Below are 22,434 nucleotides of genomic sequence, written 5' to 3' on the forward strand. Positions count from 1 at the left end.
GGTGTGGTGTTGGATGAAGACACGCCCCAGCGCCCGATCAACGCCTATGGCGGCTCGAAACGCGCGATCGAAGATATGCTGCGCGACTTCGGAGCGAGTCACGGGCTCAACTCGGTGATCTTTCGCTATTTCAACGTAGCAGGCGCTGATCCCGATGGCGAGGTCGGCGAGCAGCACGTGCCCGAGACCCATCTGATCCCGCTGATGCTGGATGCGATTGATGGAAAACGCCCCGCGCTGACGGTGTTTGGCTCGGATTATCCGACGCCCGATGGCACCTGCGTGCGCGATTATGTTCATGTCTCTGATCTTGTGGACGCGCATGTTCTGGGACTGCGCTGGCTTGAGCACGACAAGGGCAATGCCGTTTTCTGTCTTGGCTCTGGCAAAGGGTTTTCCGTGCGCGAAGTGATAGATGCCTCGCGCGCGGTGACCAATCGCGATGTGCCCATCGTCGAGGGGGCGCGCCGTGCCGGAGACGCTGCTTGCTTGGTATCAGGCTCGCGCCGTGCCTTGTCAGATTTGGGCTGGGCCCCGCAACGCTCTGATATGGCAACAATGATTGCAGATGCGTGGCGCTGGCATCAAGCGCCAGAGTATGAATACTGACCCTCTGAAAGGGTCTGGTATGAGCGTTCAATCAGCTTGGCGCGCCGCGTATCGGCTGCGCCTGAAACGGCGGCAATTGCTGTGGCGTGCTTTGCGAAGCCGCCACGCTTTGCAGGTGCAACACAATCAAACGGCCCAGATCGGACGCGGCGATATCCTGTTATTCGCCAGCATGCGCAATGAGGCCCGGCGTCTACCCTATTTCCTGCAGCATTATCGCCAACTGGGCGTGCGTCATTTCCTGATCGTCCTGAATGACAGCACCGATGAGAGCGCCGAGATATTGCGCGCTCAGCCCGATGTCTCGGTGTGGAGCACGCAACGCAGCTATCGCGAGGCGCGCTTTGGGATGGATTGGATGAACTGGCTGCTGATGCGCTATGGGCGGCGTCATTGGTGCCTCACCGTCGATGCCGATGAACTGCTCGTCTATCCCGGTTGTGACACCCGCGCCCTGCCCGCGCTGACCGGTTGGTTAGAGGCGCGTGGCGCATCTGCGATGGCCGCGATGATGCTGGATATGTATCCTGAAGGGCCACTTTCCAGCGCCCACTCAGCGCCTGGCGATGATCCGACCAAAGCGCTACCGCTGTTTGATACACAGGGATATTCTTGGGAATATCAGCCCCGATTTGGCAATATCTCGATCCGGGGTGGGCCGCGCAAACGGGTGTTTTTCGCCAAACACCCCGAACGCGCCCCGCATTTGCATAAGGTGCCTTTGATCAAATGGGATTGGCGCTATGCCTATGTCAGCTCAACCCATGTGGCGCTGCCGCGCCACCTCAATGGTGGGTTTGATCTGCGCAGCGGCTTGCCCAGCGGGGTCTTGCTGCATTCCAAATTTCTCGATGGCGCGTTGCAACGTGCGCGTGAGGAAAAGGCGCGGGGCGAACATTTCACCCATCGCGACCGTTATAATGCCTATTATGATCGTATCAGCGACGATCCTGATCTGTCTTGCGAACACTCTGCGCGCTATCGCGGGCCCGAGAGTTTGATTGCCCACGGCTTGATGCGCGCCGGCGACTGGACCTGACGCAGGGGACAGTTTACGCAAGCGGACGTTCTGCGTATTCTTGGGGTGATTTTCTGTTTCGCCCACGCGTATTTGCATCCTGCCGCAAACGCCGCCAAGGTGCCAAACGGGAAACAATTAATAGACCGGAAACCAATTTCGGCGAAAAGACGTAAGTGCGGCAGAAGGAACGGGTTTTGAGATCGAGGGAGCTGATCAAACTGCGTCGAATGCGCAGGATCCGCCAGATACGTGCCTTTCGCAAAAGGCGTGAGATGGCGGTGGTCGCCGATCGCACCGGGCAGATCGGTGGCGATGATATTCTTGTCTTCGCAACCCTGCGCAACGAGCGCGTCCGCCTGCCCTATTTCCTGCGCTATTACCGCAACATGGGCATCCGTCATTTCCTGTTTGTCGATAACGGTTCGGATGACGGATCACGCGATTATTTGGCCGATCAAGAGGATTGTTCGGTCTGGGTCACCAATGCCTCATATAAAGTAGCCAATTTCGGGATGGATTGGCTCAACTGGTTGCTGCGCAAATATGGCACCGGGCATTGGACGCTTACGATCGATCCTGACGAGTTTTTCGTCTACCCCTTCAGCGATACCCGCCCGATCAATGCCTTGACCGATTGGCTTGATACCTACGACATCCGGTCCTTTCCGGCGATGTTGCTGGATATGTATCCCAAGGGGCCGATTGACGCGGTGCCTTATGTCGAGGGGCAAAACCCGTTCGAACATGCCTGCTGGTTCGATGCCGGGAACTACATGATTTCGCGCAATCAAAAGATGCACAATCTGTGGATTCAGGGTGGGCCGCGCACGCGGATGTTCTTTGCTGATGACCCATTGGCGGCGCCGTCCTTGAACAAGATTCCGCTTGTGAAATGGCAGCGCGGGTTCGTCTACACCTCCTCGACCCATATGCTGCTGCCGCGCGGGCTGAACCATACCTATGACACGGGCGGCGGCGAAATGGTTTCGGGCTGCTTGATGCACGCCAAGTTCCTGTCGCCCCTCACTGCGAAGGTCGAGGAAGAGTTGGATCGCGCTCAGCATTACGCCGGATCACGGGAATATCGCGCCTATGCGCAGACCGTCGGCAAACAGCCTGATTTGTGGTGCAAATGGTCCGAAAAGTATATCAACTGGCGGCAGCTCGAAATTCTCGGGCTGATGTCAAAGGGCAATTGGGCATAGGGGTCAGGGCAGGTGACTGTCGGTTTCATCATGATGTGTCACACGGCGCTGGATCGTGCAGCCCAGGTCGCGCGCTATTGGGCAACCAGTGGTGCGCCGGTGGTGATTCATGTCGATGCGCGCGTGAGTGAACATGACTACTCTGCGCTAGGGCGCAGCCTTGCCGATCTTGAAGACGTCTCGTTCTCGCGCCGCTATAAATGCGAATGGGGCACCTGGTCCTTGGTGGCCGCCGCCCAATCCGCAGCCGAGCAGATGCTGGATCGCCACCGCGAGGTGCGCCACGTTTATCTGGCGTCCGGTTCGTGTCTGCCCTTGCGCCCGCTCAGCGAATTAACTGATTATCTTGCCGCGCGCCCCTATACCGATTTCATCGAAAGCGTGACCACGACCGAGGTCGGTTGGACCGTCGGTGGCATCGATATCGAGCGGTTCACCCTACGCTTTCCTTTTTCGTGGAAGAAACAGCGCCGATTGTTTGATCGCTATGTCGAGTTTCAACGCCGCGTCGGGTTTAAGCGCCGGATTCCGCATGGGTTGGTGCCGCATCTGGGCAGCCAATGGTGGTGCCTGACGCGCCAAACGCTGAGCGCGATTTTGCAAGACCCGGATCGGGATCTGTATGACCGCTATTTCAAACGCGTCTGGATCCCCGATGAAAGCTATTTTCAGACACTGACAAGGCTCTATGCGACCTCGGTTGAGAGCCGCTCTTTGACGCTGACCAAGTTCGACTTTCAGGGCAAACCGCATATTTTCTACGACGACCACTTGCAGCTTCTGCGCCGCTCGGATTGCTTCGTCGCACGCAAGATATGGCCCAAGGCAGAGCGGCTGTATTCCACCTTCCTTGCGCCCGGAAATGGCAGTTCGGTGATGGCCGAACCCAACCCGGCCAAGATTGACCGGCTGTTCTCAAAATCGATTGAGCGGCGCACCAAAGGGCGGCCCGGCTTGTATATGCAAAGCCGCTTTCCCAAGAAGGACCACGAAAACGGCAAGACCTCGGCGCCCTATTCGATCTTTCACGGCTTTTCTGACCTGTTTGAAAATTTTGACGGTTGGCTGGCGAAATATGTCGGGGCGCGGGTACATGGCCATCTGTTCGCGCCAGAGCGTGCGGAGTTTGCAGGTGGCGAAGAAATGTTCAACGGCTGCCTGACCGATAGCGCGGTGCTGCGCGACTATAATGCGCGGGCTTTCTTGACGAATGTGATCTGGAATTCGCGCGGCGAGCGGCAGTGTTTCATGTCTAGCCCACGCGACAACCAAGACAATAACTGGTTCACTGCGACCGACCCGAACGCGCAGATCTCGGTGATTAGCGGCGCTTGGGCGCTGCCGCTGTCGCGGATGAACGAAAATTTCGCAACCATCCGGCGCGAGGCTGCGCGACTGCAAAAACGTGAACTGGATCATCTGGAAATTCTGCGTTCGATGTATGTGAAGGCGCGGGTGCGGATCTGGTCGATCGCGGAATTCATCGAAAACCCGATGGAGCCGTTGCAAACCATCATCGACGAGATTTCGCCCCGCAGCACCCGTCGCCTGACCGAAGCGCCTCAGATGGTGGATCTCGCTGGCTTCGGGCAATTCCTGCAAAACCTTAAAAATCAGGGAATGCAGCCGCTGGTGATGGGCGATTTCCCCTTGGATGAGGGCGCGCGCCAAACCGCGACGCGGCGCGGCCGCCCCTATCTGGTGAAGTGAGCCCATGGCAAAATTCGAAACATTCGTGATCTTTGCGGAGATGCGCACCGGCTCTAACTTGCTAGAGGCTGCGCTGAATGCGCTGCCGGGCGTGACCTGTCATGGTGAGGCGTTTAACCCGGTGCTGATCGGCTATCCCAATCGCAAGGATCTACTGGGCATCACCCAAACCCTGCGCGATTCCGACCCGATGGTGTTGTGGAAAGCCATCAAACAAGGAGACGGGTTGAACGGCTGTCGCTATTTCCATGACCATGATCCGCGCATGCTTTCAAAATTTCTGGACGATCCGAAATGCGCCAAGGTGGTGCTGACCCGAAACCCCATCGAAAGCTATGTCAGCCTCAAGATTGCCAAGGCGACGGGGCAATGGAAGCTGGGCGATGCCAAGCACCGCAAACCGGGTAAGGCGCGCTTTGAGGCTGCCGAGTTTGAAGAGCATCTCGAGCAGTTGCAAAGCTTTCAGATCCAGCTGATGAATGCGCTGCAAAAATCCGGTCAGACCGCGTTCTATATCGACTACGAAGACGCGCAATCTGTCGAAATTATCAACGGCTTGGCAGAGTGGTTGGGCGTCGAGGCGCGGCTTTCGGCGATGCCCGATTCATTGAAAGTGCAAAACCCCGAACCGCTAGAGGCGAAGGTTTCGAATTTTCCGGGCATGGAAGCGTCGCTGGCGCGGCTCGATCGGTTCAACCTGTCGCGCACCCCGAATTTCGAACCTCGGCGCGGCCCCGGTGTGCCCGGTTTTATCGCCTGCAAAGAGGCCGGGCTTTTGTATATGCCGATGCGCCCGGCGTTGGAAGCGTCGGTCCGGGCTTGGATGGGCAAGATCGGCGGCTTGGAAGAGGGTTTTTCACAAAAGACGCTGCGCCAATGGAAGCGGCGCCATAGCGGCCATCGCAGTTTCACCGTGCTGCGCCATCCGTTGATGCGCGCGCATCTGGCCTTTGCCGCCGTGCTGGAATGGGACTCCATGTTCGAAACCCGCGCGGTTTTGCGCAAAAGCTACAAGCTGGCGATCCCGGACGAAGGACAGACGCTAGAGGCAGATCAGCTCGCCGAAGCGCTGATAGGGTTCCTGGGCTGGCTCAAGGCCAATATCGCCAATCAGACAAGCCTGCCCGTGAACGCGCTTTGGGCGACGCAATCAGCGCTACTACAGGGTTTGGCGCAGTTCGCGCTGCCCGATCTCTTGGTGCGCGAAGACCGAATGGCTCTGGATCTGGCCTATCTCGCACAAAGCGTGGGGATTGAGAATGCGCCTGAATTCGACCCCACGGATGGCGATGTGGCTGCGGTGAAACTGGCGGAGTATTGGACGCCCGATCTCGAAGCGGCCGCGCGCGAATGCTATCCGCGCGATTTCATGCAGTTTGGGTTCGGCGATTGGAAACGGGCCGATTAAAAAAGCGCGCCCGTGAAGGGCGCGCTGTGTTTTCGGTGTCTGGCTTCGCTCAGGCAGCTTGGCGACCCTGCGCCTCTGTCAGAACGGCATGCAGCGCTGACGGGTCGGAATTTGCGCGCAGCTTCTCGCAGGTTTCCGGGTCCCGCATCGTGCGTGAGACCAAAGCCAAGGCTTTGAGATGTTCCACGCCCGAATCCTTGGGCGCAAACAGGGCAAAGACCAGATCCACTGGAAGGCGATCCACCGCGTCGAAATCAAGCGGCTTTTCGAGCCGCAAGAACACGCCAACGACCTCGTCCAGGGCATCAAGCCGTGCATGCGGCAACGCTACCCCGTGACCGACACCCGTCGGCCCAAGGCTTTCGCGTTCCTGCAGGGCATCGACGGTCTGCGCAGCATCGAGCCCATAGCCCGCCGCCGCGATGTCGCCGAGATCCTGAAAAAGGCGCTTCTTGCTCGTTACATTGGACAGCACCTTGACGGCGCCAGGTTTGAGCAACCTCGAAAGATCCATATATCCCGTCTTTTCCGCGCCTTCTTCGTTGGAGGCGCTCATTTGCTGTTGCGCGGGTCTATCCAGCCGACATTGCCGTCGTCGCGACGATGCACGACATTGACCCCACCGTGTTTTTCATTTCGGAAAACAAGCATGGATGCATCGGAAAGCTCCATCTGCATCACTGCCTCGCCGACCGAGAGAGTGGGCACCTTTGTCTCCATCTCTGCTACGATCACTGGCGCCACATTGGCGGCTTCGCCCGACTCGTCTTCCTGCTCTGCCGCGAGCACATACATCCCTGCCGCCCCGAATTCAACCGGTTCGATCCGATCGCGGTGGTGATCCTTGAGCCGACGTTTATGGCGACGCAGTTGTTTCCCCATCTTTTCGCGGCAGCTGTCAAACGCGGCATAGATTTCGTTCGCGTGGCCTTTGGCCGATGCGGTCAGTCCGGTGGACAGGTGCACGGTGGATTCACAAATGAATTCATGTGCGTTCTTCGAGAAGGTGATCGTCGCGTCCGTGGGTCGCTGCATATATTTGTCGACCGTCTCGCCCAGTTCGGATTTGACATGAGATTGCAGCGCCTCGCCAATATCGATTTGCTTGCCAGTGATCTGGTACCGCATGGATTTTCTCCTTCACGCATTGGGCCACGCCGCTTGACCGTGACACGGACAAGTTGCGAGCCGGTTAATTTCCCTAAGGAAAATGCAGATCATTCCCCCCTCTGTCTGGCGCTTAGGCCAAAGGCGGACGCTGGCCGAGTTGGGCTCGGCGGACGTGCGCAGGAGATGGGGGCGACAATCACGCATGTAAGTATATTTGGGGATGGATGGGGCGGGCTGTCAACGGGTGACCTGCAAAGTGGTGGTTAGGTTCGCTCACGCCGGGGTCAAAGAATGCGGAAATTCTGCCCAAGATAGACCCGGCGCACATTTTCATCCTGCACGACTTCCTCGGTCGTGCCCGACATCAGCACCTTTCCGTCATGCAAAATATAAGCGCGTTCCACAATTTCGAGCGTTTCGCGCACGTTATGATCGGTAATCAACACCCCGATACCACGATCTTTCAGTTGCGACACCAAAGCGCGGATTTCTGATACCGCGATCGGGTCGACGCCGGCGAAAGGCTCATCCAGCAGCAGATATTTCGGATCAGCGGCCAGACAGCGCGCAATTTCACAGCGCCGCCGCTCACCGCCTGACAGGGCGATCGCCGGGGCCTGACGCAGATGCCCGATCGAAAAATCGCCGAGCAACTCTTCAAGCCTCTCGCGCCGACCATGCGGGTCAGAGACCGCGATTTCCAACACCGCCATGATGTTTTGTTCGACCGTCAGCCCGCGAAAAATAGAGGCTTCCTGAGGCAGATACCCAATGCCCAGCCGGGCGCGGCGATACATCGGCAGGCCGGTGACATCGCGCCCATCCAGCATCACCTGCCCCGCATCTGGGCGGATCAACCCGGCGATATTGTAAAAACACGTCGTCTTGCCAGAGCCGTTCGGCCCCAGCAGCGCCACCACCTCGCCACGCGACACATCCAGCGAAACATCGCGAATCACCGGGCGGCGGCGATAGCTTTTGCGCAGGCCGCGCACATGCAGACCCTCGGTGCTTTCATGCGCGAGCACCGGCTCGTGTTGATTGTCAATTTGGGCATTCATTATTTTGTTCCGGGTTTGAGGATCGTGCGCACGCGCCCGTCCATTTGCCCTGAGCCGGTGCGCAGGTCGACGTTCAGCCGATTGCCCGACATCACGTTCTCGCCTTGCGTCAACAAGACGTTGCCCGTCAGAACCACTGTGCCTGCGGGCACATCGTAGACGGCTTGCTGCGCCTCTGCTGCCTCGGTTTCTGAGACCAGCGTGACGCCACCGGTGGCGACAAGCTGCGAGATTTTCGTGCGATCCCCTTTGGCATATTGCACTTCGACCTGCTCCGCCTTGAGGCGCATCGTGCCTTGGCCAACCAGAACACTGCCACTGAAAACGGCCTTACCGCTTTCCTGATTGACGTTGAGTTTGTCTGCAGTGATCTCAACCGGGGCCTTGGTATCGGCACGGATGCCGCCGAAGGTGACCTGTTGGGCCTGCGTGATCGCGGGGATCAGCAGGAACGCACTCAAGATAAGAAAACTCGCAAGGCTTCGCATCACACCCTCATTGCTTTGGCTGATATATCAGCTTCACACCCTTGTTGAAATCCAGATCATGCCCGCCGCCATTCGCAAGCGTTGTCATCGTCATCGACCCAGCATCCAGCGTGCCAAACGGCGCAGCGCCATGAACCGCCCCCGGCGAGACAATCTTGCCGCGATTGGTCTGCATCGTGATCAATTCAGACGTCAGATGATAGCCCTGCGAGGTTTGCATCGCGACCGAGCCTTGCAAGGTAATTTCACCCGCTGCGGTGGCAAAGCGACCCTGTTGCGCGCTCAGATCAGTGACGAGCCCGTTCTTTGCGGTCAGCTTGGCAATAAGCTGTTGCGCAGAGGCACCGCCCCCGTTCTCGGGTTCGGGGCGCGCAAGCTGCGCTGTCACAGACAGAGTCGCGCCGTCTTGTGTCACACCTGAAAATTCAGGCCGCGTCAGCGCGGAATCACGTGCAAGCTTTTCCACATCGACCTGCGCGTAGGGAATGGCCGCACTCGGGTCGATCCGGTTTGAAAACAAGAACAGAGTCGACAACAGCATCAGCGCAACCAGAGGCAGGGCAACCTTGGCCCAACCCACAAGCTGCGAATGGCGGTTGTCATAGTCCATCAGACGATCCCGGCACGCAAACAATCATGGATTTGGATGAACCCTACGGGCTGATCATCTTGAACCACAAATAGGCTGGTGATCTTGCGGTCATTCATCTGCGCCACGGCGGCCTCGGCAAGTTGCTCGGGCGTGATTGTGCGCGGCTTAGCAGTCATCACCTCGGCCACCGTATGTTGCAACAGACCATCCATATGGCGGCGCAAATCGCCGTCGGTGACGATGCCGCTAAGGCGACCTTGCGCATCCAGCGCGCCGATCACGCCAAAGCCCTTCTGGCTCATGACCAGTAGTGCCTCTGACATCGGCGTGGCTTCGGGCACCAGCGGCAGATCGGTGTGCATCAGGTCCGACACCTTGGCAAGGCGCGCCCCCAGCTTGCCGCCGGGATGGAAGGTGCGGAAATGTTCTGCGGTAAAATGACGATGCTCCATCAGCGCCACCGCCAAGGCATCGCCCAGCGCCAGCGTCATCGTCGTTGAGGTGGTGGGCACCACGCCCGTGCCACAGGCCTCTTCGGCTTGCGGCAGCACCAGCGCCAGATCGGCCTGTTTCAGCAGCGTCGACTCTGGCCGACTGGCCACCCCGATCATCGGGATCGAAAACCGTCGCGTATGCGCGATCAGATCGGCCAATTCAGGGGTTTCGCCGGAATTGGACAGCACCAGCGCCAGATCGGTCGGTGTGATCATGCCCAGATCACCATGGCTTGCCTCGGCAGGATGCACGAAATGCGCAGGCGTCCCGGTAGAGGCGAGCGTGGCCGCAATCTTGCGCCCGATATGGCCCGATTTCCCCATGCCCGAAACAATCACGCGACCCTTGGTGGCCAAGATCATCTCGACCGCACGGGAAAATTCGCCGTTCAGGCTGTCGGCCAGTGCCGTCATGCCCGCGATTTCAATCGCGATCACCCGGCGCGCCGTTGCGCTGTAATCAGTGGTGGAAGATGTCATTGGGCTCTCCCCATCCTAGCAAATCAAGCTGCGCCCGCGCGGGCAGAAAATCGAAACAGGATTGCGCCAGCGCGCGGCGATCTTCGCGGATCAGGCGGCGTTCCAACTCCTCGCGCAGCTTGTGCAGATATAAAACATCGCTCGCCGCGTAGTCTTTTTGTGCCGTACTTAGTGTCGCTGCACCCCAATCCGAGCTTTGCTGTTGCTTGGAAATATCGACTCCAACTAACTCTTGTAGCAACTGCTTGAGTCCGTGGCGATCGGTGTAGCTGCGCACCATTTTCGAGGCGATCTTGGTGCAAAATATCGGCTGGGTCACAACGCCAAAGGCATTGAACAAAGCGGCCAGATCGAAGCGCGCAAAATGAAACAGCTTTTCAGTGTGCGGATCGGCCAGCAACGCGCATAACCGCGGTGCCTCGGTTTGCCCCTTGGCAATCTTGACCAGATGGGCGCTGCCATCCCCCGAGGACAGCTGCACCAGGCACAATCGGTCCCGGCGCGGGTCAAGCCCCATCGTTTCGGTATCAACGGCCACGACCGGCCCCAGATCAAGCCCTTCGGGCAGGTCGTTCTCGTGCAGATGGATCGCCACAGCTTGTCCTTTTTGGTCGTCCTGACAAGCATATAAGCGCTTTGTGACCGCCTTGCCAACGCGCGAGGTGATCTGCATAGCCGCACCATTTCGCACAGGGTGCCAAGCGCGCTTCGGAGTGGCGATGACACAAGGTCTTAGCTTGGTCCGAAACGCGCAGCGACCAGGCTGTTTAGGTCTTTTTCTTCTCGCCGAGTCCAGATCCCGGTTGAAGCCCTTTGCTAAACAGATCGCTCGTTTTCGAAACGGCCGGTTTGGTCTGTTTCGGCTTCTTGACTTCTTTATTGCCTTTGCTTCTTCCCTTGGCCATGTCTGTCACTCCTGTTGATGCGCCCGCTCCGGAAGGGGACGGGTCGTCTTTCCGGGCAGGCGTCACGCCCCGGCGCATGGTATCAGACGATCTGGTCAGTCCAGACCTCGAACCCCGTCAGAACATTCGATCCGAAACTGTGGATCAGGGGTACATCCGCCGCATCACGACCACGCGCCATCAGCACGCGCCCGATCCGCGGGACATTGTTGCGCGGGTCAAACACCCACCACGCGCCGTCAAGCCAGACCTCCATCCACGCGGCAAAATCGCCGGATGCGTAGGGGGGAGGCATGCCGATATCGCCCAGATAGCCCGTGCAATAGCGCGCCGGGATGTTCATGCAGCGACAGAAGGTGATCGCAAGATGGGCGTAGTCACGGCACACGCCGCGCGCTTCGTCATAGGCTTGCGCGGCGCTGCGGGTTGCACGCGCCTGCAGGTAGTCAAAGCGGATATGGTTGTGCACGAAATCACAGATCGCCTGAACGCGTGCTGCACCGGGCGGGCTATTTTGAAACAAACGCCACGCCTCGGGCGACATCAGATCAGTCTCGCAATAGCGGCTGCCCAGAAGATATTGCAGCGTGTCATCTGGCAGGGCCTCAACCGGGGTTTGCGCGCTCTGGGGTGGGCGCAAATCGCAGGTGCCGGGATCTCGCACGATGGTTTCGGTGCTGATCGTGAAGTCACCTGCCGGGGCCAGAAGCCGGGTGCACCAATTGCCAAACCCATCGCGATAGGCTGTCAGCGGCACAGCTGGATTGGTAACGATGCGGTCGGGATATTCCAGATCGCTCGCGCGCGAAAAATGCACGTTCAGCAGTGCAATCATGGGTGTCGGTTGCTCTAGGTGTAACTGGAACCGGCATCCAAGTTGGATGCGCATATCAGTCTCTCCCATGGCGCGCCTCATCTGTGCCATGCGCCACAAGCTGCGCAGAGAGATGTGATCGCGGCACCAATTTCATCGCTTCTTTGCATCCAGACGCGACCATGCCTTGCGCCGCTCAGCCCCTTCGGGCGCATATGAGCTGTCAAAAATGGATCGGCTGGGCGGAATAACCGTACTTTCGGGAATTTCAGAGCGCTTTGCGGTAGGTTTGACCCCGCGCTTGGTGGTGGGACCGGGTGTTTTGCCTGATTTAAGGCTTGCGGACTCGGAACTGGTCATCTTGCAGTTTCCTTTCTCATGCAAAGCCGAAAATGCCCATGGCGATGCGGATGGCGGTCGTGAAGTCTGAGCCTGCCCGTGCCTATCAACAAAACCAGCCATAGCCCCGCACGCATAGCGCGGAGCACTTCCAAATCTGTTTCGAAATCAAGGTTGTCGGGTCGTAGCCAGTCGACTGGCACAAGTCAAAATCGCAAAGAGATTTCTCGATCCGGTCAATAAAACGATTGCCGGGGGTCAACTTTGCTTAAACGTAATATATGCGTTTCGCGAAAAAATACGAGAGCAAAGCCAAAAGAAATCGGCCACGTCTTTGGCGCAGACTGTGCCGATCGCTGTGAAACGAAAAGACCCGCCGCGACATATCTGTCTGGCGGGTCTTTCAAAGATGCACTTGGGAAGGCGTCAGATCCGAAAGATCGGCTGCAACAAGCGGGGCAGGAGACTGTTGAATTTCAATGGTGCGCTTGTAGCCGCCAGACAAATACAAGCCTCGCCCATGCCAGCAATCGGGGTGTGATCAAGATCATCCTCGGCCACTTCGACATCGCCCACGCCATACTCGCCCGTTTCGTCGCTGAACGAACCTTGCAGCACCAGCGTCAATTCCAGCCCGGTATGGCTGTGATCGGGCACGGCCATTCCCGGTGGGATGTAAAGCAGACGCGCCGAACCCTCTTTGTCTGCACTTAGGATCGCCTGACGAATACCGCCGCCCAAGGACCGCCAGCGCGGCGTGTCCGAGCCCATCTCGGCGATCAGCGCACCGGGATAGATGCCGGCTTTCTGCGGTGCGGGGGGTGCAGGTGCGACAATCTCGTCAAGCCCATCAAAGACGCGCGCGCGCAGATCGTCTGAGGCCTCGACAGCCTCAAGCGTTTCCAGCACGACGCCGCCCGCCAATTCCTCGGCTTCAAGTCGTGCCCGGCATTCGTCGCATTGGCTGACATGCGTCGCCACAACCAACGAAAACGCATGACCAAGGCTTCCGGCGGCATACGACCGGACCAGCCATTCTGGAAGATGATGCGTAATCTCTTTCATTCGTCCCTCAGATCTCTCAATTCGTGCCGTAACTTCTCCAGTGCGAGCCGAATTCGTGACTTAATTGTTCCCAAGGCAAGGCCGGTGGCCTCACGTATTTCCGCCTGTGTCAGCTCGCCAACATAGGCGCGCTCAATAATGTCGCGCTGCGATTTTGGCAGCGTCGCAAGCGCCTCACGCAGTTGCACGGCCTCTTGCTCTAAGGAGACCGCCGCGTCCGCATCATGGGTTTCGCGGCTTTCTGCCTCGATGACCATTTCATCGGGCACCGGGCGCGGGCGCCGTCTGATCACGTCAATCTGGCGATTGCGCGCGATCCGATAAATCCAAGCGGATGCACGCGCCCGGCTCTCATCATAAAGATCGGCCTTGCGCCAGATCGTCAGCATCACGTCCTGCACGACATCCTCTGCTGCCGCTCCAGACATGCCCGAACGAATCAGCATTCCTTTCAGGCGTGGCGTGAAATGATCATACAGCCGCCCAAAGGCCGCCTTGTCGCGGTGATCGCGGACGGCCACCAACCATTCCGTCTGCTCGCAACCTTCAGATCTCTGTTCGCTCGCCGCGACGCTGTCGTTCATATTCTTCCCAGAATGCCCCGGCCACATGCCTTGCGGCAGCGGCGATTTCAGATCGGAGCCTATGGTCATCGTGTTAAACATGACAAGACTACGGATCGTTTTATCACCCGGATCACCCTATGGCGAAAAAACTTCTGATCCAAAGCCTAGTACCGGGCGTTATCGCTTCAAGTGATTGGGAGTTTTGATATGTCCTTCGACGCACCGCATCCGAGCGCACAGCGCATCGCCATCATCGGATCGGGCATTTCCGGGTTGGCGGCTGCATGGCAGCTTGCACCGCATAACCAAGTGACGATTTACGAAGCCGAAGCCCGATTGGGTGGCCACTCGCGCACGATCTATGCGGGTCGGCGGGGCGATCAGCCCGTCGATACAGGATTTATCGTGTTCAACTACGCCAATTATCCCCATCTGACGCGGATGTTCGCAGAGCTTGATGTGCCGGTGGAACGCTCCGACATGAGCTTTGGTGTCAGCATCGATCAGGGCCGAATCGAATATGCGCTGCGCGATTTGCGCGGTCTGGTGGCGCAAAAGCGCAATCTAGCGCGGCCCGGATTTTATCGGATGGTCGCCGATATTGCTAAGTTCAACGCCCGCGCCGTTGAATTGGCGCAGACCGATGACATGACAATCGATGCGCTGATGGATGGGCTGCAAATGGGCGACTGGTTTCGCCGCTATTATTTACTGCCGATTTGCGGAGCGATCTGGTCCACGCCCGCCGCCGAGATCGGCGCGTTTCCCGCCCGCAGCCTGATGCGTTTCTTTGAAAACCACGCGCTGTTGTCGGCCACAGGGCAACACCAATGGTGGACCGTTTCGGGCGGCTCGATCGAATATGTCCGTCGACTGGAGGCTGCTTTGCGCCTGAGGGGCGTGGTGTTCCGGCCTAGAACGCCCGTCACCTCTGTGCAGCGTCGTGCGAATAACGTCACTATTACGGCGCAAAACTGCCTTCCAGAGACATTTGATCAGGTGATCATCGCGACGCATTCCGATCAGGCCTTGCGCATCTTGGCGCAACCGACGGCGCAGGAGAAAGCGGCGCTTAGCGCAATTCGCTATCAGCCAAATGACGTTTTTCTGCATCGCGACATTCGGCAGATGCCGCGGCGGCGGGCTTGTTGGTCAAGTTGGACTTATCAAGCCTCGCAAAATCAAACCGAGACGCGCTTGGGCGTTACCTATTGGATGAACAAGCTGCAAAACATTCCCCAAGACGACCCGCTTTTTGTCACGCTCAACCCCGAGGCCGAAATCGCGCAAGAAACGATCTATGATCACGAGGTATTCTGGCATCCGGTCTTTGACCGCGCAGCCTTGCGGGCTCAAGGCGAGATACAGGCAATTCAGGGCTTGAACAGAACGTGGTATGCAGGTGCATGGCTGCGTCATGGTTTTCATGAAGACGGCTTTGCTTCGGCGGTGCGGGTGGCGCGTGGCATCAGCTGCGGCGCGTTGACCCAACCCGCGCTTGAGGCGGTGCCCGCATGAACGCCGAGTTTTGCCCAGGTTACACCGGCCACGCACGGCGCGGCGCGATTGCTCACAGCTTCCGCTACCATGTCGACTATGTGTTGATTGACCCGGATTCTAACGGCCCTTGGCCGCGCTTGTTTTCGCGCAAAGGTCACAATCTGGCGGTCCTGCGCGATCGTGACTACGGAGGTGTGCGCGGGCAGGGCGAGGGGGCAAAATGGGCGCGTCGCAAGCTGGCCGAGGCTGGTGCGCCCGATCCGCATGCCATCTGCCTGTTAACCCAGCCGCGCATCTTTGGTGCTGTGTTTAACCCGGTGAATTTCTGGCTGTCCTTCGACGCGCAAAACCAGTTGCGCGCAGTAATTGCCGAGGTGAACAACACTTTTGGCGACCGTCACTCTTACCTCTGCGCAACGCCAAATTTCGACCCTATTACGGCGACAACTGTGCTGCATAGCCGGAAGGTTTTCCATGTATCGCCGTTTCAGGACATCGCGGGTGACTATCAGTTTCGGTTCCACATCACCGATGACACGATCCGCATTCGCATCGCGCATGAGAACGGTGGCGAGGGAGTGGTTGCAACGCTCGTCACCACGCGTCGACCGCTGCGCTCTCGCGATTTGATCGGCATTGCCTTGCGCCGCCCGCTGACCCCGATCCGCACGATCGCGCTGATCCATTGGCAAGCGCTGCGCCTGAAACTCAAAGGGGCGGTCTATCGCCCGCATCCGGCCCCCCCGAATGAGGAGATCTCCTGATGATGCCTTTCGTCACCAACAGAATCCGCAAGGAATTCTTGGATACCTGCGAAAAGATTGAACACGGCACGCTTAGTCTGCGGCTGCCAGACGGCGAGACACGTCATTTCGGGCGCGGCGCGCCGCATGCTGAGATGATCATTCGCGATTGGCAGGCGGTTCTGATGATGGCCGCGCGGGGCGATGTCGGTCTGGGAGAGGCCTATGTCGCGGGAATGTGGGACACGCCTTCGATCGAGGGCCTGCTGACGCTTGCGCTGAAAAATCTTTCGATAGCGGATAGCTACGCCTATGCCGGATTCTGGTCGAACCTGCGTTTCAAGATCATCGACCGGTTGATGCGGGCCAATTCCTTGCGCGGGTCATCGCGCAATATCCGGGCGCATTACGATGTTGGAAACGAGTTTTACCAAATCTGGCTTGATGAGGGGATGAGTTATTCCTCAGCGCTGTTTGCGCCGGGCGATCGCGACCTGCACCGCGCGCAAAATCGCAAGCTCGACCGCATTCTCGATACGCTGGGCGAGGGCGAACGTGTACTGGAAATCGGCTGTGGTTGGGGCCATTTCGCAGAGCGCGCGGCCGAGCAGGGGCGGGATGTCACGGGGATCACGATCTCGCCCAGCCAAAAAGGGTATGCCGATGCGCGCCTAGATGGCCGCGCCGAAATTCGGCTGCAAGACTATCGCCGCACCCCCGGAAAATTCGATCATATAGTCTCGATTGAGATGATCGAGGCAGTGGGGGAGCGTTATTGGCCGACCTATTTCGAAACCCTCAAACAACGCTTGTCCGAGGGTGGAACAGCGATGATTCAGGCCATAACAGTCTCTGATTCCTACTTTCCGACCTATCGCAAAACGTCTGACTTCATCCGCCAATATACTTTTCCCGGTGGGATGTTGCTGTCCGATAGCGTGATCCGCGATCAAGCGGCCCGGGCGGGGCTGATGGTCAAGGAAAGCTTTGGCTTTGGTCAGGATTATGCCGAGACCTGCCGGCAATGGGCCGAGCGTCTTCGGGAGCGGGCAGGGCGGGCGTCGCAGATGGGCTATGGTCCCGATTTCCTGCGCGGTTGGCTTTACTATCTCGAGGCCTGCGCGGCAGCATTCGCGGTCAACCACACGGATGTGGTTCAGGTCCAACTTGTACATGCGAGGGCGTGAACGATGATCAAGATACTCTTGGCGATTGCCGTTTTGATTTTGGCCGCGGTGTTGATCCGGCACGTGTTTCTCAGCTTTCCGGCGCAGCGCCTTTCCGATTACGCCAGTGACACACCGCGTTTCGATATTCGCCAGGCCTTTGACGGGCCGGTTGAGGCGCATGGTATGATTTACGGGCCAACCGGTCGGGTGACCTCGCGGTTTCGCGCGATGATGGTGGGATCGTTCACCAATGATGGCGGCGTGATTAACGAAGAGTTTGATTATGCCTCGGGACGCATCCAAAGCCGCGCCTGGAAGATCAAATTCGCCGAAGATGGCACGATCAGCTCGACCGCCGATGACATCGAAGGCATCGCGAGCATGGAGCAACGTGGCAATGCGCTTGAGATGCATTACAGGCTGCGACTGCCCGAAGATGCAGGCGGGTATGTGCTGGATGTGACCGACTGGATCTATCAGATGCCTGACGGCACGCTGCTGAACCGTTCGCAGATGCGCAAATTCGGGATCAAGGTCGCGGAATTGTTCGCCGTGATGCGCCGTGTTCCTGAGAACCAGCCCGCGGAGTGATCACTCAAAACAGGCGGCGCGACCATCGTTCTTGATCGTCGCTGCGCCGTCGATAATCGCCCTCGCACGACGTTGCATGAAAGCCGACGGTTTCGCTGCCGAGCGCCCCTTGGGATCAGGGAGAACCGCGGCAATCAGAGCCGCTTGGCGGGCGCTTAGCTTATCTGGCGAGGTGCGGAAATACCGAAACGCGGCGGCATCAACGCCGAACGCACCCTCGTCGAATTCCGCGACATTGAGATAGACCTCAAGAATGCGCCGCTTGGACCAAACGGCTTCGACGGCGGGGGTCAAAGCCGCCTCCATCGCTTTACGAATCCAACTGCGGCCCTGCCAAAGAAAGACGTTTTTCACGACCTGCTGAGAGATCGTAGACGCGCCGCGATTGGCGCCATCATCAAGCGCCTCGCGGATCGCATGCATGTCAAAACCCCAATGGTTGCAGAAATTCGCATCTTCCGCAGCCACGACCGAGCGCGCCATGACCGGGGCGATATCCTCTATCGGGACCCATTGCTGATCGACCGCGCCAAGGCGGTGACGTTCAGACCACATGTAGTAATCGGTGGGCGGGTTGATAAATTTAAAGACCACGATCAGGGCCAGATAGATTGCAATCACCACCAATGCGGCTCGGCCCAACCACTTAAGGATGAGCCGAAACGGAGCTGTCATGCCTGCGATCAGACCCGGAGTTGCGCTGCCCCGGCGGGTCTTTTTTCTCGATTTTTTTGTTCTCGCCATGCAGGTATAAGTCACGCCCGCACGGGGGTGGTCAAGCCGCCAAAAGCGAAACCTCTGCACCACGCGCGACTTGTCGCGCGGTTACCATAGCTTCGATTGGCTCAGGATGGCGCTCGGCCCAAGCCTTGCGGATTTCATCGTGAATGGTGCGATCTTCATCCAGAATCATCTGGCCGGGGAAAAGGCTTTCGCAGGGCGCGCCCTCGGCGTTGAGAACGTGATGGGCGTCCAGCAGCAAATGCACATAGTATAGACGCTGTGTGGGCACGATGCGAATGCTATGGCCATTGACCAGATGCTTGGCGGCCACCAGAACTTCGGGGTTGCCGCAGGCAAGCTCGGCGCGCCATCCCTCGATCAGCATGCGGTGCTGTTGGGACACGAGAAGTGGGCGCAGATTGCCGATCGCGCCGGTTTCAAACCGCACCGGGGCGTAGTTCCCGAGGCCCACAACGTGCCGCCCACCGGCCCATAGGATCGGTTGCGCACCGTCATCGCGGGTCAAGACCTCGTCGCCTGCGCGCAGCCATTCGACTGGAACCGCGCCATTCGGTGTGTCGATCAGACTGCCAGCGACAAAACACTCTGGCCCAAGGTCTCCGACCGGAAGCTGTGTTGAGGTGGTGACATAGGTCGAGCTGACAAAGGTCGCGTTATGCAGGATCGAACCATCGCTCGGCGTAAACACACGATCGCCGTTGCGCAGGTAAAACGTGTCGCCAGTGATCGTGAACTCGTTGCCGTTCGCATCGGCCAATGTGATCGTATCACCGCGCCAGACGTCATCCACGCGCTGCCCATCAACCCGGTCACGCCAAGTCGTCGAAATATAATTGTCGTTATTCCCATCGGTCAACGACAACGTCTCGGGCGACAAGGCTGTCCCCGCGGCCGGGGGGTTTCCCGGGTCCATATGATAAAACTGGTCGTAATATGTAGCCACGTTGGGCGCCTGTTTTAGTCTGCTCTTATTGTTTCCAAAAAAGCTGTAAATTGCGGCATAAATGAGGCGACGTGATCATATTCCCGATTGGTCGTTAACTATTCCTCTTAGCTTCCTGAAAGGAGCGAGCCACCAACGACGTGTTTCGCGGCCCCGGATGCCCCTTCGGTGACCTCTTCGCCGTCAAAGGTTGCGGCCCCGCCAGTGATCAGCGCAGTCTCAAGCCGGTCGCGGAAATCGGGATGCAAATCAGACCGCAGCACCTGCGCATCGGTATGACCCAAGGTTTTGAGCTGGGCCATCAGCGGCGCGGCCCCGGCCTTTGGAATTAATAAACCCAATTATCCACGAAACAAAGAGCTGGCAATCTCGCTGAGCTAAGCTCTTCGATTGCATTTGCGGTTCATCTACGCAACAAAGTGCTGATTTCTTTTGGATACTGCACAATTCATTACAGGTTGGGAACCGCGAGCCTTGAAGAAAACGTCAATTGTTTTTCTTTCCTTTGCAGCACTGATTTTCGCAGGCCTCGTCCAGCCCATTGATACAAAGCGGTTTGACGAGACAACGGAGGTGGTCAAGGCAGCGTTGCTTCTCGCTTGGTCTGCTCCTACTCTACCGACGGCCGCAGTCATCCTGAGAATTGCATTGCCAAGGCCCGCATCGCCAGCACTGATATGGCCAGTGGCAATCGCGGTTTTTCTGGTTGGGTTGTTTCTAACACTTGCCAGCGCGGCTTTCTCTTCGCCTCACTCCACGCTTTTGTCGGTCACACATGGAGGTGCTCTCTCACTCGCAGGGGCTTCAAGCGTGCTTTGTTTGGCAATCGGGCGTGTCGGTTCAAATGGAGCGCGATTGGCATTCTCGGGAATGGCTCTATCAGCCGCCGCCGCCGCGTGGTCTCTTCTGTCAGTCCCGTCTGTAGTATTTCAGGCCAACCGCATTTCTGCGGGCTATCCTCTTTGCATTTCGCACCACGGGCCGTCGTCGGACGTCAGCTCGATCTGGGATTTGCGAGGGTTTTCTTTCTATACAACGGATTCGGGATATAAATCGACTTCCGGTTGGTATTTTCACGGCATCCTAATCGTGGATGGCAACGATGGGCGTCAGTATTTCAACTGGTCGCCTCGTCGCTTTCGGTTTGACCGAGTTGAGCACCCCGAACGATTTATCGCATCGTTGCGAAACCTTTGTGAGCCATCTTCTGCATTCTGGTCTGAACTCTGAGAAATGCGAAGCCGCCAATTGCACAAACGATGCGTTTCTTCCTCAATTCGTAGGTAACGCTGTTAGGGCCACTTGAGCCCCCATTCAGGTGTTCTTCGGACCTGACGACCGACAGCACAACAGAGCAATCCTTGCATCTGTTCGACGACTGGGATTGGCTTCCAGACCGTCGTGGCGATCGCCTTTGTTCCAGATGATGTTTTCCGGTTTCTGATCTTCACCTCCTGCTGACGATGATTCCAGCGCCACAGTATTTCGTCCAAATATCTTTGAAGATGTTGCCGACCCAAGCGATGGTAAACACCAATCAGAGCGCGTTGCACTTGGGAGTTCACAGCCTCGACGGTGTTGATGTGTGCCCCTTTGGAAGGCCGAGAATATTGTCGCTTGCCATGGTTGACAGTGTGGTGCGACGCAAAGCTCTGGCCAATCTTCCGATATGCGGTGTTGCTGTCGGTCATGAGGGCCGACAAGGGATCAATCCACTCTTTCATGATCGGCCCGAGTGTCGCTCTCTGCGCATTCGGGATCAGAGTTGCCCTTGCCTGCCCGTTGCGATCCGCGGCAACCAGCACCAATGGCTTTCCTGTGCCCCGGCCCCGCTTGTTCTTCACGCCTTTCTTGAACTTAGGGGCGCCACCGACATATGCCTCGTCCACTTCTACAACGCCAGCCAACCTGACGGAAACAGCCTCACGGTCATCCATCAGTTCCCGGATCGCATGCCCCAGTTTCCAGGCCGTTTTCTGATTCACACCCAGGATCCGCGCCATTACCACAGACGAGATGCCCTTGCTGGATGTCAGCACCAGAAAGATTGCGGCAATCCAAATCCGAAGATCCAGCTTCGTGGCATGCATCGGGGTCTTTGTGGTGACCGTGAATTGAAGGCGGCACTCACGCTCGGCGCATTGGTAGAGACCAGCTCGCGCAGTGCGTCCGCGGATTGGTGTTGAGCTGAGGCTGCTACAATGCGGGCAATGGCGACCAGAAGGCCAGATCCTCTCTTCGAGGAAGATGCGTGCGTGACGCTCGCTGGGCATCTTTTTCCAAATATCTCGCACCGATTTCAATTCTGTGATCATACTTGTCTCCATCTCCGGGGACCGGCAATATTGGCCAATTCCGCGAATTCCAAAGAGACACTCCTCAAATCGCGCCAATTAGAGGAGCAAGTGTGTTTTCTATATGGTTTTCAACATCATGAAATCAGAGACGCTTTGTTTCGTGGATAATTGGGTTAATAAAAAGACCGCAGCGCCGTCTTTTGGCAAATGTTTGCCCGCATCACGCAAGAAGGAATCATTCAGACCAAGATCGGTGGCATGCCCGGCAATCGCGCCAGTGCCTGCCCCAATCGCGGCCCCAATCACCGGCGACAGGAAGACCAAGCCAAGAACGCCGCCCCAAACCGCCCCACCAATCGCACCCGTCGCGGTGGTGTTCGTCAGTTGCAGCAGGTGAACAGCGCCATTGGTCTCGCGCGTGACCACCACAATATCCTCGGCGCGAAATAATCCCTGCTTACGCAAGTCTTGTAGCGTGTCGCGCAGATCCAGCGCGGCGTCTTCGTCGGCACAGGAAATCACAAGCAATTCGGACATCGCGGCCCCTCCAAGGCAAACACGAAAAAAGGGCGAGACCGAT

Annotated in this window: 27 protein-coding genes; 11 read left to right on the plus strand and 16 right to left on the minus strand. The window is 57.9% G+C overall.

Features of this window, described 5'->3' with window-relative positions:
* The 5 genes from QZ571_RS01555 to QZ571_RS01575 all read left to right on the plus strand — a co-directional run.
* On the plus strand, positions 1-609 hold a 609-nt coding region (locus tag QZ571_RS01555; protein WP_295530664.1), incomplete at its 5' end, for a UDP-glucose 4-epimerase.
* Between the two features lie 19 nt (positions 610-628).
* Positions 629-1,648 carry a glycosyltransferase family 2 protein gene (locus QZ571_RS01560; RefSeq protein WP_295530666.1) on the plus strand — a complete coding sequence of 340 codons (1,020 nt, stop codon included), beginning with the start codon at positions 629-631 and terminating at the stop codon, positions 1,646-1,648.
* Between the two features lie 254 nt (positions 1,649-1,902).
* Positions 1,903-2,835 (plus strand): glycosyltransferase family 2 protein, encoded by a 933-nt coding sequence (locus QZ571_RS01565; RefSeq protein ID WP_295530669.1) that lies wholly within the window; start codon positions 1,903-1,905, stop codon positions 2,833-2,835.
* 12 nt (positions 2,836-2,847) lie between these two features.
* Positions 2,848-4,545 carry a beta-1,6-N-acetylglucosaminyltransferase gene (locus QZ571_RS01570; RefSeq protein WP_295530672.1) on the plus strand — a complete coding sequence of 566 codons (1,698 nt, stop codon included), beginning with the start codon at positions 2,848-2,850 and terminating at the stop codon, positions 4,543-4,545.
* 4 nt (positions 4,546-4,549) lie between these two features.
* The gene (locus QZ571_RS01575; protein ID WP_295530675.1) at positions 4,550-5,953 is read left to right on the plus strand and encodes a nodulation protein NodH; all 1,404 of its coding nucleotides are present in this window, start codon (positions 4,550-4,552) and stop codon (positions 5,951-5,953) included.
* A gap of 49 nt (positions 5,954-6,002) precedes the next feature.
* On the opposite strand, the gene QZ571_RS01580 is transcribed toward QZ571_RS01575, so the two are convergent.
* The 9 genes from QZ571_RS01580 to QZ571_RS01620 all read right to left on the minus strand — a co-directional run bounded on the left by QZ571_RS01580 (position 6,003) and on the right by QZ571_RS01620 (position 11,987).
* On the minus strand, positions 6,003-6,467 hold the full coding sequence (locus tag QZ571_RS01580) for a PTS sugar transporter subunit IIA (RefSeq protein WP_295531081.1): 465 nt from the start codon (positions 6,465-6,467) through the stop codon (positions 6,003-6,005).
* Between the two features lie 38 nt (positions 6,468-6,505).
* Entirely contained in the window at positions 6,506-7,081 is a 576-nt protein-coding gene (raiA, locus tag QZ571_RS01585) for a ribosome-associated translation inhibitor RaiA (RefSeq protein WP_295530678.1), read from the minus strand.
* 266 nt (positions 7,082-7,347) lie between these two features.
* Positions 7,348-8,124 (minus strand): LPS export ABC transporter ATP-binding protein, encoded by a 777-nt coding sequence (gene lptB / locus QZ571_RS01590; protein ID WP_295530681.1) that lies wholly within the window; start codon positions 8,122-8,124, stop codon positions 7,348-7,350.
* Complete coding sequence (gene lptA / locus QZ571_RS01595; protein ID WP_295530684.1) at positions 8,124-8,612, minus strand: lipopolysaccharide transport periplasmic protein LptA; 489 nt, start codon at positions 8,610-8,612, stop codon at positions 8,124-8,126. The genes lptB and lptA overlap by 1 nt, the downstream gene beginning before the upstream one ends.
* 7 nt (positions 8,613-8,619) lie before the next feature.
* Positions 8,620-9,222, minus strand: coding sequence for a hypothetical protein (locus tag QZ571_RS01600; RefSeq protein ID WP_295530687.1), 603 nt, complete (start codon positions 9,220-9,222; stop codon positions 8,620-8,622).
* Positions 9,222-10,178, minus strand: a complete 957-nt coding sequence (locus tag QZ571_RS01605; RefSeq protein ID WP_295530690.1) for a KpsF/GutQ family sugar-phosphate isomerase — start codon at positions 10,176-10,178, stop codon at positions 9,222-9,224. Before QZ571_RS01605 ends, QZ571_RS01600 begins: the two co-directional genes overlap by 1 nt.
* On the minus strand, positions 10,159-10,773 hold the full coding sequence (locus QZ571_RS01610) for a ribonuclease D (protein WP_295530693.1): 615 nt from the start codon (positions 10,771-10,773) through the stop codon (positions 10,159-10,161). Before QZ571_RS01610 ends, QZ571_RS01605 begins: the two co-directional genes overlap by 20 nt.
* Before the next feature lie 172 nt (positions 10,774-10,945).
* Positions 10,946-11,083, minus strand: a complete 138-nt coding sequence (locus QZ571_RS01615; protein ID WP_295530697.1) for a hypothetical protein — start codon at positions 11,081-11,083, stop codon at positions 10,946-10,948.
* 82 nt (positions 11,084-11,165) lie between these two features.
* A complete protein-coding gene (locus tag QZ571_RS01620; protein ID WP_295530700.1) occupies positions 11,166-11,987 on the minus strand; it encodes a transglutaminase family protein in 822 nt (273 codons plus the stop codon).
* A gap of 139 nt (positions 11,988-12,126) precedes the next feature.
* Between QZ571_RS01620 and QZ571_RS01625 the strand changes: the two genes are divergently transcribed.
* Positions 12,127-12,327, plus strand: coding sequence for a hypothetical protein (locus tag QZ571_RS01625; protein ID WP_295530703.1), 201 nt, complete (start codon positions 12,127-12,129; stop codon positions 12,325-12,327).
* 335 nt (positions 12,328-12,662) lie between these two features.
* On the opposite strand, the gene QZ571_RS01630 is transcribed toward QZ571_RS01625, so the two are convergent.
* The gene (locus tag QZ571_RS01630) at positions 12,663-13,301 is read right to left on the minus strand and encodes a ChrR family anti-sigma-E factor (protein WP_295530706.1); all 639 of its coding nucleotides are present in this window, start codon (positions 13,299-13,301) and stop codon (positions 12,663-12,665) included.
* The gene (locus QZ571_RS01635; RefSeq protein WP_295530709.1) at positions 13,298-13,885 is read right to left on the minus strand and encodes a sigma-70 family RNA polymerase sigma factor; all 588 of its coding nucleotides are present in this window, start codon (positions 13,883-13,885) and stop codon (positions 13,298-13,300) included. The genes QZ571_RS01630 and QZ571_RS01635 overlap by 4 nt, the downstream gene beginning before the upstream one ends.
* 189 nt (positions 13,886-14,074) lie before the next feature.
* Here QZ571_RS01635 and QZ571_RS01640 point away from each other — a divergent pair, with 189 nt between their 5' ends.
* Genes QZ571_RS01640 through QZ571_RS01655 form a run of 4 tightly spaced genes read left to right on the plus strand, consistent with a single transcriptional unit; the run spans position 14,075 to position 17,870 of the window.
* Positions 14,075-15,385, plus strand: coding sequence for an FAD-dependent oxidoreductase (locus QZ571_RS01640; protein WP_295530712.1), 1,311 nt, complete (start codon positions 14,075-14,077; stop codon positions 15,383-15,385).
* A complete protein-coding gene (locus QZ571_RS01645) occupies positions 15,382-16,131 on the plus strand; it encodes a DUF1365 domain-containing protein (RefSeq protein ID WP_295530715.1) in 750 nt (249 codons plus the stop codon). Before QZ571_RS01640 ends, QZ571_RS01645 begins: the two co-directional genes overlap by 4 nt.
* 2 nt (positions 16,132-16,133) lie before the next feature.
* Complete coding sequence (locus tag QZ571_RS01650; protein ID WP_295531084.1) at positions 16,134-17,297, plus strand: cyclopropane-fatty-acyl-phospholipid synthase family protein; 1,164 nt, start codon at positions 16,134-16,136, stop codon at positions 17,295-17,297.
* Positions 17,298-17,300: 3 nt separating this feature from the next.
* Positions 17,301-17,870, plus strand: a complete 570-nt coding sequence (locus QZ571_RS01655; RefSeq protein WP_295530718.1) for a DUF3833 domain-containing protein — start codon at positions 17,301-17,303, stop codon at positions 17,868-17,870.
* Here QZ571_RS01655 and mtgA read toward each other — a convergent pair whose 3' ends face one another.
* The 3 genes from mtgA to QZ571_RS01670 form a co-directional block, all read right to left on the minus strand.
* On the minus strand, positions 17,871-18,545 hold the full coding sequence (gene mtgA / locus QZ571_RS01660) for a monofunctional biosynthetic peptidoglycan transglycosylase (RefSeq protein WP_295530722.1): 675 nt from the start codon (positions 18,543-18,545) through the stop codon (positions 17,871-17,873). It lies immediately after the preceding gene.
* A 100-nt stretch (positions 18,546-18,645) separates the two neighbouring features.
* Entirely contained in the window at positions 18,646-19,491 is an 846-nt protein-coding gene (locus QZ571_RS01665; RefSeq protein WP_295530725.1) for a Hint domain-containing protein, read from the minus strand.
* A gap of 173 nt (positions 19,492-19,664) precedes the next feature.
* Positions 19,665-19,859, minus strand: a complete 195-nt coding sequence (locus QZ571_RS01670; protein ID WP_295530728.1) for a hypothetical protein — start codon at positions 19,857-19,859, stop codon at positions 19,665-19,667.
* A 172-nt stretch (positions 19,860-20,031) separates the two neighbouring features.
* Between QZ571_RS01670 and QZ571_RS01675 the strand changes: the two genes are divergently transcribed.
* Complete coding sequence (locus QZ571_RS01675) at positions 20,032-20,787, plus strand: hypothetical protein (RefSeq protein WP_295530731.1); 756 nt, start codon at positions 20,032-20,034, stop codon at positions 20,785-20,787.
* Positions 20,788-20,849: 62 nt separating this feature from the next.
* Here QZ571_RS01675 and QZ571_RS01680 read toward each other — a convergent pair whose 3' ends face one another.
* Together QZ571_RS01680 and QZ571_RS01685 are read right to left on the minus strand one after the other, a co-directional pair.
* Complete coding sequence (locus QZ571_RS01680; RefSeq protein ID WP_295530734.1) at positions 20,850-21,884, minus strand: IS1595 family transposase; 1,035 nt, start codon at positions 21,882-21,884, stop codon at positions 20,850-20,852.
* Between the two features lie 87 nt (positions 21,885-21,971).
* Entirely contained in the window at positions 21,972-22,391 is a 420-nt protein-coding gene (locus QZ571_RS01685) for a DUF1269 domain-containing protein (RefSeq protein WP_295530737.1), read from the minus strand.
* Between the last annotated feature and the right edge of the window lie 43 nt (positions 22,392-22,434).

Origin of the sequence: uncultured Thioclava sp., assembly GCF_913064665.1 — a bacterium.
Taxonomy (GTDB): Bacteria; Pseudomonadota; Alphaproteobacteria; order Rhodobacterales; family Rhodobacteraceae; genus Thioclava; species Thioclava arctica.